The organism is Pseudomonas sp. DNDY-54 (assembly GCF_019880365.1).
Lineage (GTDB): Bacteria > Pseudomonadota > Gammaproteobacteria > Pseudomonadales > Pseudomonadaceae > Stutzerimonas > Stutzerimonas stutzeri_P.
This window is the reverse complement of the sequence record NZ_CP082271.1, coordinates 3,062,917-3,074,846: the sequence shown is the minus strand read 5'-3', so window position 1 is coordinate 3,074,846 and position 11,930 is coordinate 3,062,917. Positions and strand designations below refer to the sequence as shown.

At 62.0% G+C, this 11,930-nt stretch carries 12 protein-coding genes; 9 read left to right on the top strand and 3 right to left on the bottom strand.

Going from position 1 to position 11,930, the window contains the following annotated elements; translation table 11 throughout:
- Positions 1-343: 343 nt before the first annotated feature.
- From K4O48_RS14160 to K4O48_RS14125, 8 genes are all read left to right on the top strand, one after another.
- Positions 344-850, top strand: a complete 507-nt coding sequence (locus K4O48_RS14160) for a PaaI family thioesterase (protein ID WP_260523741.1) — start codon at positions 344-346, stop codon at positions 848-850.
- Positions 843-2,054 (top strand): acyl-CoA dehydrogenase family protein, encoded by a 1,212-nt coding sequence (locus K4O48_RS14155; RefSeq protein ID WP_222909043.1) that lies wholly within the window; start codon positions 843-845, stop codon positions 2,052-2,054. Before K4O48_RS14160 ends, K4O48_RS14155 begins: the two co-directional genes overlap by 8 nt.
- 35 nt (positions 2,055-2,089) lie before the next feature.
- Complete coding sequence (locus tag K4O48_RS14150; RefSeq protein WP_222909042.1) at positions 2,090-2,857, top strand: SDR family NAD(P)-dependent oxidoreductase; 768 nt, start codon at positions 2,090-2,092, stop codon at positions 2,855-2,857.
- Between the two features lie 10 nt (positions 2,858-2,867).
- Positions 2,868-3,938 carry a phosphotransferase gene (locus tag K4O48_RS14145; RefSeq protein ID WP_222909041.1) on the top strand — a complete coding sequence of 357 codons (1,071 nt, stop codon included), beginning with the start codon at positions 2,868-2,870 and terminating at the stop codon, positions 3,936-3,938.
- On the top strand, positions 3,935-4,738 hold the full coding sequence (gene surE / locus K4O48_RS14140) for a 5'/3'-nucleotidase SurE (RefSeq protein ID WP_222909040.1): 804 nt from the start codon (positions 3,935-3,937) through the stop codon (positions 4,736-4,738). The genes K4O48_RS14145 and surE overlap by 4 nt, the downstream gene beginning before the upstream one ends.
- Positions 4,738-6,420, top strand: a complete 1,683-nt coding sequence (locus K4O48_RS14135) for a long-chain fatty acid--CoA ligase (protein ID WP_222909039.1) — start codon at positions 4,738-4,740, stop codon at positions 6,418-6,420. The genes surE and K4O48_RS14135 overlap by 1 nt, the downstream gene beginning before the upstream one ends.
- Before the next feature lie 63 nt (positions 6,421-6,483).
- On the top strand, positions 6,484-7,230 hold the full coding sequence (locus K4O48_RS14130; RefSeq protein ID WP_222909038.1) for a class II aldolase/adducin family protein: 747 nt from the start codon (positions 6,484-6,486) through the stop codon (positions 7,228-7,230).
- 66 nt (positions 7,231-7,296) lie between these two features.
- Entirely contained in the window at positions 7,297-8,226 is a 930-nt protein-coding gene (locus tag K4O48_RS14125) for a 2-hydroxyacid dehydrogenase (protein ID WP_222909037.1), read from the top strand.
- Positions 8,227-8,341: 115 nt separating this feature from the next.
- Here the strand turns inward: K4O48_RS14125 and K4O48_RS14120 are convergent, their stop codons facing one another.
- Positions 8,342-9,907: a class I adenylate-forming enzyme family protein gene (locus K4O48_RS14120; protein ID WP_222909036.1), complete on the bottom strand. Its 1,566-nt coding sequence runs from the start codon at positions 9,905-9,907 to the stop codon at positions 8,342-8,344.
- 309 nt (positions 9,908-10,216) lie between these two features.
- Between K4O48_RS14120 and K4O48_RS14115 the strand changes: the two genes are divergently transcribed.
- Complete coding sequence (locus K4O48_RS14115; RefSeq protein WP_222909035.1) at positions 10,217-10,552, top strand: hypothetical protein; 336 nt, start codon at positions 10,217-10,219, stop codon at positions 10,550-10,552.
- Positions 10,553-10,654: 102 nt separating this feature from the next.
- Here the strand turns inward: K4O48_RS14115 and K4O48_RS14110 are convergent, their stop codons facing one another.
- Entirely contained in the window at positions 10,655-11,458 is an 804-nt protein-coding gene (locus tag K4O48_RS14110; protein WP_222909034.1) for an OmpA family protein, read from the bottom strand.
- 45 nt (positions 11,459-11,503) lie between these two features.
- Positions 11,504-11,902 (bottom strand): DUF4398 domain-containing protein, encoded by a 399-nt coding sequence (locus K4O48_RS14105; protein ID WP_222909033.1) that lies wholly within the window; start codon positions 11,900-11,902, stop codon positions 11,504-11,506.
- Between the last annotated feature and the right edge of the window lie 28 nt (positions 11,903-11,930).

The following is an 11,930-nucleotide window of genomic DNA, read 5'->3' as shown; positions in this document are numbered from 1 at the left end:
AGCTAACATAGCGGGCAGCTTTTTCAACCACTAGCAGAAGGCTATCGCCTCCTAGGTTTCTTTCAAATCATGTGTAACCGCTTATTTGGCGAGCGTCGTGGCGCTGCGATATTGACTTTAGACGGTTCTGGTTGTGAGTCGTCATAATTCTGCCTGATGGAACTCGATTTCGAATTGACGCATCGTTTCAGTCATGCCAGCTTCAAAAGGAAGCCTCTCGCCACAAAAATAATCATGAGGACAACGCCATGCGGCTCGTCAGGAACATCAAGGTGCAACCGGCGCCGATCTGCGCACCGATCAATACGCCTCGCTTGAAGCTTGAGCGATGAAAGGGCTGGAGATGGACCCGCTTGCCCACCAAGACCCGACTGCCGAGCTGCCTATCAGCGGAGGCAAGGACCTGCCGGGCTTTCATCAGGTACTTGGCTATCGTCAAGTGTCCTGGACGGAAGACGAAGCGGTGATCGAACTCGATGTCCAGGCGTGCCACCTGAACATGGCCGGCGTGCTTCACGGTGGCGTGCTGACCTCGCTGCTCGATGTCGTGCTGGCCGAGGCGGGAACGTACTGCCCCTATCCGGGCCGAGTGCGCAAGGCGATCACGCTGGTGCTCAACACCACGTTCACCGGGCAGTGTTCGGGGGGCGTCATCCGTGCCATTGGCAAGCGGCGTGCCGGCGGCAGTCGGATTTTCAACAGCTCAGGAGAAGTGCGCGACCAGGACGATCGTCTACTGGCGATCGGCGAAGCGACTTTCCGTCTGCGCTCGGGCAGTGAGCATCCGCAAGGGGTGCCGCTGATCTTTCCGGCGCAGCACAACAATAAGAAGGAAAATGGCGATGTATGAACTGACCGGTAAAGCGTTACAGCTCCATGAACAGCTCTCGGCGTTCATGGAGGAACACATCTACCCCAACGAGCATGTCTTTCATGAGCAGGTTGCCAATGCCCACAATCGTTGGGCGCCACCGCCGATTCTCGAAGAGCTGAAGAAAAAAGCGCGGGCGCAGGGGCTATGGAATCTGTTCCTCCCGGAAAGCGCGTTCGGCGCCGGGTTGACCAATTTCGAGTACGCCCACCTCTGCGAAATCATGGGCCGCTCGCATGTTGCCGCCGAAGTCTTCAACTGCTCAGCGCCGGACACCGGCAACATGGAAGTGCTGGCGCGCTACGGCACGCCAGAGCAGCAGGAACAGTGGCTCAAGCCGCTGCTCAATGGCGAAATACGCTCCTGTTTCTCGATGACCGAACCCGAAGTGGCATCCTCTGATGCGACCAACATCGCCTGCGAGATCCGCCGCGAAGGCGATGAGTATGTGATCAACGGGCAGAAATGGTGGTCGTCAGGTGCGATGACCACCACCTGCAAGATTGCCATCGTCATGGGCAAAACCGACCCGACGGCCGAGCGCCATCGGCAGCAGTCGATGATTCTCGTGCCCCTGGACACGCCTGGTGTTGAGATCGTTCGTGCGCTCCACGTGTTCGGTTACGACCACGCGCCCCATGGCCACGCCGAAATTCACTACAACAACGTTCGCGTGCCGGCCAGCAACATGCTGCTTGGCGAAGGCCGCGGTTTCGAGATCGCCCAGGGGCGTCTCGGCCCGGGCCGCATCCACCATTGCATGCGCACCATCGGCGTGGCCGAGCGGGCCTTGCAAGCCATGTGCGAGCGCGTCTATGACCGAGTGGCGTTCGGCAAGCAGCTCGCCGACTTCGATTCGATCCGCAAGGACATTGCCCGCTCGCGCATCGAGATCGAGCAGACCCGCCTGCTGACGCTGAAAGCGGCGCGGATGATGGACACCGTTGGCAACAAGGTCGCACGGCAGGAGATCGCCATGATCAAGGCGGCCGCGCCGAGCATGGCGTTGCGAGTATTGGATCGCGCGATTCAGGTGCACGGCGCAAAAGGCGTTTCGCAGGACAGCTTCCTCGCAGCAGCCTGGGCACATCAGCGGACGCTGCGCCTGGCCGATGGTCCTGATGAGGTGCATCTGGACACCATCGCCAAGCTCGAACTGAAGAACTATTCCAGCAAGCGCTGAGCTTCCGACAAACCCAAAAGAAGGATGCAGTCCTCATGACCAATCCCTTGTTCGATCTGTCCGGAAAGGTGGCGCTGATCACCGGTTCCAGCCGTGGTATTGGCCGCTCCATCGCCGAGGAGATGGCTCGGTGCGGCGCGCGGGTGGTTATCTCCAGCCGCAAGGCTGATGCCTGCGAGGCCGTCGCTGCCGAGCTCAAAGCCGCGGGCCACGAGGCGATTGCGGTGCCTTGTCATGTGGGGCGCAAGGAAGACCTGCAGCGGTTGGTCGACACCACGCTGCAGACCTGGGGGCGGATCGACGTGCTGGTCTGCAACGCGGCCACCAACCCGGTCTATGGCCCAACCAGTGAGCTGACCGACGACGCCTGGGACAAGATCATGGACACCAACGTCAAGGGCACCTTCTGGCTGTCCAACATGGTGTTGCCGCAGATGGCCGAGCGTGGCGAGGGCGCGGTGATCATGCTCTCCAGCATCGCCGGGCTCCGCGGCAACACCGTGATTGGCACCTACGGCGTGTCCAAGGCGGCCGAAGCGGCACTGGCCCGCAACCTGGCGGCGGAATGGGGGCCCAAGGGCATCCGCGTCAACGCCATCGCGCCGGGGCTGGTGCGTACTGATTTCGCCAAGGCGCTGCTCGATGATCCGGAGCGGGTTCGCCGAGCGGCGGAAAAAACACCGCTGCGCCGTATTGGCGAGCCGGTGGACATTGCCGGCTTGGCCGTGTTCCTGGCCGCGCCCGCGAGCGCTTACATCACAGGGCAGGTCATCGTTGCCGATGGCGGCGAAACCGCATGCTGAGGGCTCGGCGATGAATGAACCCGAGTTGATCGACGTGCTTCCCGCGCATCGTTTCGATGAGGCGGCGCTGGCGCAATACCTTCGGCAGCAGCTGCCAGAATTAGGCTCCGAGCTAAAGGTTCGGCAGTTTCAGGGCGGTCAGTCCAACCCGACGTATTTGTTGGAAAGTGCTGGACGGCGTTACGTCCTGCGCAAAAAGCCGCAGGGCAAAGTGCTGCCCACGGCGCACATGGTCGAGCGTGAGTACAAGGTGATCCGGGCTCTGTCCGAGCACACCGCAGTTCCGGTGCCACGCGTACATCTGCTGTGCGAGGACGAAGCGATTATCGGCACCGCCTTTTATGTGATGGACCACGTTGAGGGGCGGATCTTCAGCCATCCGGCGCTGGAAGGGCTGGCCGTTGATGACCGCCACGCGATCCATCTGGCCGCGGTCGATACCCTGGCCGAGTTGCACAAGGTTGATGTCGCCGCCGTCGGGCTTGGTGACTTCGGCAAGGCACAGGGCTATTTCGCCCGTCAGGTGAAGCGCTGGTCCGGCCAGTATCAGGCGTCCCGCACCGGCGACATGCCGGCGATGGAAAATCTGATGCAATGGCTACCCGAGCAGGTGCCGCAGCGCGACGAGTGCGCCATCGCCCACGGAGACTACCGGCTCGGCAATCTGATTTTCGATCCGGCGGAGGCGAGGGTGGCGGCAATTCTCGATTGGGAATTGTCCACCGTCGGCCATCCGCTGGCGGACCTGGCCTACTTCTGCCTGCCGTACCACCTTCCGGCCGGCGTCGACGGTTTGCGTGGTCTGATCGGCATCGACTTGCAGGCGCAGGGCATCCCCTCCGAACAAGACGTGCTGGCCCGTTACTGTCAGCAAAGCGGGCGTGCCGAGGTCGCCGATTGGCATGTGTTCGTCGCATTCTCCCTGTTCCGGCTGGCGGCGATTCTTCAGGGTGTCTACGCACGCGCATTGCAGGGCAACGCCAGCAACGCCGATGCCTTGCAGGTCGGCCAGCGTGCGGGCCTGCTGGCCGAAGCCGGCTGGCGCATCGCCCAAGGTGGCGACAAGGGAGCATTGTTATGAGTGCGCCCTTGCTACGCCGCGTACTGCTGACCAATGATGACGGCATTGCCGCGCCGGGACTGGCCTTGCTGGAGCGGATCGCCGCACAACTGGCGGAAGAAGTGTGGGTGGTCGCGCCCGAGCACGACCAGAGTGGCACCGGTCAGGGCATCTCGGTGCATTCACCGCTGCGGGTGTATCACCATGGCGAGCGCCGCTTCGCCGTCTCCGGTACGCCCTCAGACTGTGTGATGTTTGCCATGGCCGAATGGCTGGAGGAAACGCCGCCTGACCTGGTGCTATCCGGCATCAACAGTGGGGCGAATATCGGCGATTCGGTGCCTTATTCGGGAACGCTCGGTGCGGTGCTCAGTGCCGATCTGCTGGGCCTGCCCGCGATTGGCTTGAGCCAGGCTTTCCTCGATCGCACGGCCATCGATTGGTCCTGCGTCGAACGCTACGCCGCACCTACGATCAGGGCGCTCTGGGCGCGTCGCGAGGGCAGCGGTTGCTGCTGGAATGTGAACTTCCCGGCGTGCTCGGCCACTGCCGTGAGCCATCTGCGGATGACCCAGCAATCGCTGGGCTCGATTACGCGGCCGCGGTTGCAGGCAGGTCAGGACGGGCGGGGGCTTCTGTATTGGTGGCTCGGCTTTGAGCACTCCTCGGCCCACATCGTCGCGCCTGAAGCAGATGTCACGGCGTTGCGGGAGAAACGTATCGCCCTTACGCCGCTGCGCGACACCCGACGCTGGCTCGAGTGGGGCGAAGAACGGGCCATAGCCGAACTGGCCTCTCATAGCGATTCAGGAGTTCTGTAATGTTCACTCGTCATCATGCGGTCTGGCCTGAAGAGTTGCCCAAGCACCTGACGGTGCCGGAGACCAGCCTGTTCGTTAACCTGGAAATCGCCGCACGGCGCTTCCCGGACAAGACGGCCATCGTCTATTACGACACCCTGATCACCTACACCGAGCTGTTGCGCGAGGTAGAGGCGCTCGCGGGCTACCTTCAACATCTGGGGGTGGCCAAGGGCGATCGGGTGTTGTTGTACATGCAGAACTCACCGCAATTCACCATCGCCTACTACGCGATCCTGCGTGCGGACGCCGTGGTGATACCGGTCAACCCGATGAACCACAGCGCCGAGCTGGAACATTACCTGCACGACACCGGCGCTTCGGTATGCCTCTGCGGGCAGGAACTGACAGGTTTCATTGCACCGCTGGTCGGCACTGCACAGCTGCGCCACGTGATCGTCGCGGCCTATTCGGAATATGTTCGGAAGCCCACCGATCTGGCGTTACCGGCCGAAGTGCAGGCTGCGCCGAGTACCCCGGATTTCGCTGGCGGTATCGCCTGGCGCGACACCTTCGATGCGGGTCATGTTCCGGGTCCGCATACGGCGGGTCCGGATGATCTCTGCGTATTCCCTTACAGCTCCGGTACGACTGGCGCGCCCAAAGGCTGCATGCACACCCATCGTTCCGCGATGGCCACCATTATTCATCGCGTGGTCTGGACCAACAGCACCAGCGAATCAGTGATTCTCGCGACGTTGCCCTACTTTCACGTCACCGGCATGCAGGGCGCCATGAGCGGGCCGATCTACAACGGCGGCACCGCGGTCATCATGACCCGCTGGGACCGTAAGGTGGCCGCCCAGCTTATCGAGCGTCACAACGTCACCGGTTGGGTAAACATCGCCACGATGGCCATCGACTTCCTCTCCGATCCGGACCTGGAACGCTACGACCTGTCCAGCCTGGTCAGCGTCGGTGGCGGCGGCGCCGCGATGCCCAAGGCCGTGGAGGAGAAACTGCATCGGCTCACCGGCCTGCGTTACATCGAAGGCTATGGGCTGTCCGAAACCATCGCGGCGACGCATATCAATCCAGTGCCGCGACCTAAGGCGCAGTGCCTCGGTATTCCGGTATTCGACGTCGACAGCCGTGTCATCGACCTGACTACCCAGCAGGAGCTGGGGCCCAACGAAGTGGGGGAGATCATCAGTCGCGGGCCGCAGCTGTTCCAGGGCTACTGGAACCGGCCGGAAGAGACCGAACGGGCCTTCATCGAACTCGACGGCCAGAGGTTTTTCCGCACCGGTGACATGGGCTACTACGATGAAGAGGGTTATTTCTTCCTCGTCGACCGGGTCAAGCGGATGATCAACGCCTCGGGCTTCAAGGTCTGGCCATCGGAGGTGGAAAGTTTGATGTACCGCCACCCGGCGATTCAGGAGTGCTGTGTCATTTCCTGCCCCGACCCCAAGCGCGGCGAGACGGTAAAGGCCTGCGTGGTGCTGCGTGACGGTCAGGCCGGACAGGTCAGCGAGCAGGACATCATCGACTGGTGCAAGGCGGAAATGGCGGCCTACAAGGCGCCGGTGTATGTGGAGTTCGTTACCTCGCTGCCGCGCTCATCGACTGGCAAGCTGATGTGGCGCGCCCTGCAGGAAGAGGAGAACCGCAAGCACGCCGGTCACACACAAGAGGCCTGAGCACACCGGCCACTGCGGGCCATGCGCCCCCCGGCGCGCCTACCAAACCACTGGAGCAGAGCTATGCAAGAGTCAACTTCGACGAATCGCGAAGCCGAATGGCAGGTGCGCAAGGACCTCGCCGCGGCCTATCGGCTGGTGGCGCACTTCGGTTGGGACGATTTGGTGTTTACCCATCTGTCGGCGCGCGTGCCGGGGCCGGAACATCATTTTCTGATCAACCCCTACGGTTTACTGTTTCAGGAAATCACCGCCTCGTCCCTGGTCAAGGTCGATCAGGAGGGGCAGATCGTTCAGAGCGGTAGCCTGCATCGGGTCAATCCGGCCGGCTTCACCATCCACAGTGCCGTGCACATGGGCAGGGCAGATGCCGGTGCGGTCATGCATCTTCATGCGGCTGATGGCGTGGCGGTTTCGGCGCATCGCGATGGCTTGTTGCCCCTGAGTCAGACGGCGATGCTCTGTCTCGACCACCTTTGCTATCACGAGTACGAAGGCGTCGCGCTGGATCTGAGCGAGCGCGAGCGGTTGATCCGCGACCTCGGCGACAAGCGGATGATGATGCTGCGCAACCACGGCGTGCTCACCGCCGGTAGCACGGTTGCCGAAGCCTTTACCTACCTGTATTTCCTGATGAAGGCCTGCGAGATTCAGGTGCGCGCGCAATCCTGTGGCCCGACTCATCTGCCATCCGCCGCGGCCATCGAGACCACGCGTCAGCAGTCCGCCGAACTGGGCAATGCTTCCAAGCTGACCTGGCCGGCCCTGTTGCGCCTGTTGGAAGCCAACGGCCACGTCTACGCCATCTAGTACCAGGCAACGGTGCCGCTTGCCGCGCGGCCCGGCATTCTTCACCGAACAGAATACTGAGAGCTTATGAAAATCCTTTTCGTCGCCGCCGACCCCAAGCCCGAGCGCTGGACCAGCCTGATCCAGCAGCACCTGCCGGAGGCTGACATCCAGGTATGGCATCCGGACTTACCGAGCTGCGGCGCGGATTACGCCATCGTCTGGCATCCGCCGGCGGCGCTGTTCGACAAGGAGCCGCGGTTCAAAGCGGTGTTCAACCTCGGCGCGGGCGTCGATGCGCTGGTGCAGGTGCCGAATCTGCCGCGCGACATTCCGGTGGTGCGGCTCGAGGATGCCGGCATGTCGGTGCAGATGGCCGAGTATGTTGCGTATCACGTGATCGGCATCAGCCGCGACATGGATGCATACCGCGAGCAGCAGGCGGCGGGCCAATGGAAACTGCGCCGGCCGATCGAGCGCAGCGAATGGCCGGTGGGTGTACTCGGGCTGGGGCATATCGGCCAGCGTGTCGCGCGCACACTGGCTGTGCTGGATTACCCCGTGAGTGGCTGGGCGCGTTCGGAACATACCCTCGAGGGCGTCCGCGGCTTTGCCGGCACCGCGGAGCTCGACCGCTTTCTCGGTGAAACCCGCGTGCTGGTGAACACCCTGCCGCTGACGGCCAGCACACGCGATCTGATCGACTATTCATTGCTCGCGAAGCTGAGACCCGATGCCGTCGTCATCAATGTCGGTCGCGGTGAGCATGTCGTCGATAAGGACCTGTGCCGCGCGATTGAGGAGGGCCGCGTTTCACGCGCTGTACTCGATGTGTTCCGCGAAGAGCCGCTGCCAACCACCCACCCGTTCTGGCAGATGCCGCAGGTCACCATCACCCCACACGTATCGGCTCGTACGCTGCGCGAGGCCACGATTGCCCAGATTGGCGACAAGATCCTTGCGCTTGAAAAAGGTCAGTCCATCAGCGGCATCGTCGACATCCAACGCGGCTATTGAGTAACGCGGCTATCAAGTAAGGCGCAGGCAGGCGGACGCGTTCGGATCGCGTCGCCGTTGCGCCGGTTCCCTGCAGTGCACCGGAACAATCACCCAGCCAGACGGCCTGTTGGCGTTAATCCGCCGGGCCGTGCGCTGCCGTGTAACGGTCTCTCAGCTCACGCTTGAGTACCTTGCCAATCGCGCTGCGTGGCAGTTCGTCAATCAGCATCAGGCGCGCAAGGCGCTGCGTTTTGCCGACGGGACCGTTGAACCAACTCAGCAGCGTTTCGGGTTCATCCGTTGCGTCAGGTGCGCGGACGACAAAGGCCACCGGCGTTTCGCCCCAGCGTGTTGAGGGCACGCCGACCACGGCCACGTCCGCGATGGCTGGGTGCTCGCGCAGAATCGCCTCGAGATCGCTCGGATACAGATTGAAGCCGCCGGAGATGATCATGTCTTTCTTGCGATCGAGCAGCGTCAGGAAGCCTTCCTCATCGAAGCGACCAACGTCACCGGTGCGGATGAACCGCTTGCCGCTGGGGTCGTACCATTCGGCGTCGGCGGTTTTATCCGGCTTGTTCAGATAGCCCGCCATCATCGCCGGTGAATGCCCGACGATCTCGCCGATGGCACCCTCAGGCAGTTCCACGCCCTGATCGTCGATAACACGAATGTCATGCCCCTCGGCCGGTCTGCCGACGGTGTGCAGTTTGTCCGGGTACTCATGTGCAGCGAGGATGCAGGTCCCGCCGCCTTCGGTCATGCCGTAGGTATCGATCAATCCGCCAGGCCAGCGCGCCAGCACCTCTGCCTTCAATGCAGCACTGAACGGCGCACTGGTGCACATCTTGTAACGGAAGCGGCTGAGGTCGTACTGATCGAAGTCGCCACGCGCCATGAGTCGCTGGTATTGCACCGGGACCAGCATCGTGTGGGTCGCACCGTGATGCTGCGCCAACCGCAGATACTCGCCCGCGTCGAACTTGCTCATCAGCACCACGGTACTGCCCAGCGCGAGTGTCGGCAGAAAGGCCACCAGTGTGGTGTTTGAGTACAGCGGCGTGGAGATCAGGGTAGTGGCGTCGTCACCATAGCCGTACGCGGCACTGCGCCTTACGTGTGCCCAGCGCATCGCATGGGACTGCACGATGCCTTTGGGCTCGCCGGTGGTGCCGGACGAATAGATGATGTTGAACGGCCACTCGGGTTGGATCGCGACCGGTTCGGGCGCCGTATCGCTCATCCACGCAGACAGCCCGTCCGGGGACTGATCCAGCCGCAAGGTCGGGCAAGGCAGTTGCGTCTGCACAGGTTGTAGATGCTGAGCCGTCTGGGCATCAATGAACAGCAGGCGCGGTGAAGCGTCCGTCAGCATGGTGAGCAGACTCTCGGCACTGGCCGAAGGTGCCAGGGGCGCTACCGCTAACCCGGCACGCAAAGCGCCGAGAAATAACGTTGCGTACTCGATGGAATTGATGGCGCAGATTGCAAGCACATCGCCAGGCTCCAGGCCGTCGCGTTGCAGTGCGGCAGCAACGCTGTCCATGCGGGCATTCAACTGGGAGAAGGTCAGGTGCTGTTCGCCTTGGACCAGCGCAGGATGATCGGGCCGGTGTCTTGCCCAATGCACAATCAGTTCGGGAATAGCCGCAAAGGGTTGATCGAGGCTTACGGCGTCTGGGCGGGCAGAAGTGTCCATGGGCAGGCTCGTTCTGTTGGTGACATCCCTTCGGATGAAGTACAGGCGTGGGCGGCGGTATTCGCCGCTCACGGATTGCCTCAACCATCAGCGCTAATCGAGCATGGAGGAAGCGTTATTCGCACCGGCGATGGCAGGCAATCAGCAGACCAGAACCTTGCTGGCGCAACGGTGGCAAGCTTCGTGCGGGGCATGGGGGCATGGGGGCATCCATCAGCAGGACCAGGCGTCAGGTGGTCGGCCAGCTTGGCCGTCCACGGCTTAATTTTGCGACAATGCCGCCTCTTTGATCAGGTGACCCCGTCAATCATGTCCGAACGTAACCCTATTCCGCTGATCCTCACGGCCATCGGCAGTGTCATCGGCACCGTTGCGGTGCTGTCGTATTACGGCTACCTGCATATCGCCAAACCGGAGGACGCGCTGCTGCTGGCGGATTTCACGATGCTCAAAACGGTTCCCGGTGAAGACTATCGTGTCTCGCTCAAGCCAGCGCCGCAGGTAGCCGAATGCATTGACGGTGTGCTGGTTCTGTTCGATACCGAACAGAAGGGGTTGAGCGGTGTGCTGGTGGACAGCCGTAAGCGGGCGATTCGCTGCATGGGCCAGCAAGTCCCGGCGAAGGCGGTTCCAGAGGCTCGATAACACGGCGCGGCGTGCAATCAGGCCGGAGACCGAGCAATAAAAAGCCCGCCAGGAGGGCGGGCTTTCGACGGCACCGGCGTAGCCGGGCCTAACGCGTCATTGTCATTCCATCGACGAACGTGGCGCCACACGCTGGTTATTGTTGGAAATGGTCACTTCGACCCGACGATTCATCGCCCGGCTCGAAGGCGAGTTATTGCTCGCAACCGGGTATTCCTCGCCGTAGCCCACGGTTTGGATGCGTTGTGCATCCACCCCAGCACGCGTCAGTGCCCGGCGCACGGCCTCGGCACGGCGCTCGGACAGTTGCAGGTTGTAGGAATCCGACCCTGTGCTGTCGGTGTATCCCTCTACCATGACCTTGCGTTCTGGATTCTCATTGAGGAAATCCGCCAGCTTCTGCACGTCACGCATGCCGGCCGGCTTGAGCTCGGCTTTGTCCAGATCGAACAAAACGTCGCCGAAGGTCACCAGCGTGCCGCGTTCGGTCTGCTTGGCCTGCAAGTCCTGTTGCAGCTTCCGGATCTCGTCCTGCTGACGCTTGAGCATTTCTTCGCGAGATTCCAGGCGGGCTTGCGCGCGCTTGGTCGACGCCTGCTCGATCTGCTGCTCGGCGTTACGCAGCTCGATGGTCTGCTCGGCCAGATCGATTCGGCGGTTGGCCAGGTAAGCGAGCTGATTGACGCGCTCCTCATCGGCATCCTGCAGGTAGGCTTCGTTGGCTTTATCCAGCTGCTTGGCCGCGTCCTGGGTTTCCAGCGCGGCGTACTTCTGGGACAACGGGTTGCTCTGCAGCGCGGAGAATTCAGTGCGCGCCGTTTCCAGAGTCTGGTTGGGCTGCGATGAACAGGCCGCAAGGCCAATGCTCATGGCGATCGCTGTGGGAATGGCTACTAGCTTATGCATGTCGATTCATCCTTTGCTAAAGGGAGAGCGGGAGGGAAGGGCGGCTTATTGCTGCAGACCACGCATGCTTTCTTCGCGCAGTTCCTGGATCCCCTTCTGAGCGTCTTCTACAGCCTTCTGTGCTTTGGCGGCCTGGGCCTTACGCTCTGCAACCCGAGCATCCCACTCCGCCTGTTCAGCGAGTTTGCGGGCCTCGTCAAAATTTTCTTTCTGCATGGCGAGCTCGGCTTGCTTCCACTTTTCCTGCGCGGCACGCATGTCGACCGGAGCATATTGGGTTGCACCGGCGCTCATCGCGCTGCGTACGGCCGACTCGGTTACCGCGAACTGCTCGTTGGGTGGATTGCCGGCACAACCAACCAGCAACAGACCTCCCAGCGCGACAGCTGCCAGCTTGGGTAACTGAAATCGCGACAGGGGGCTTTCGATGGTGTTCATTTTCATGGCCAGTCTCCATTGGGATATCGAAAAC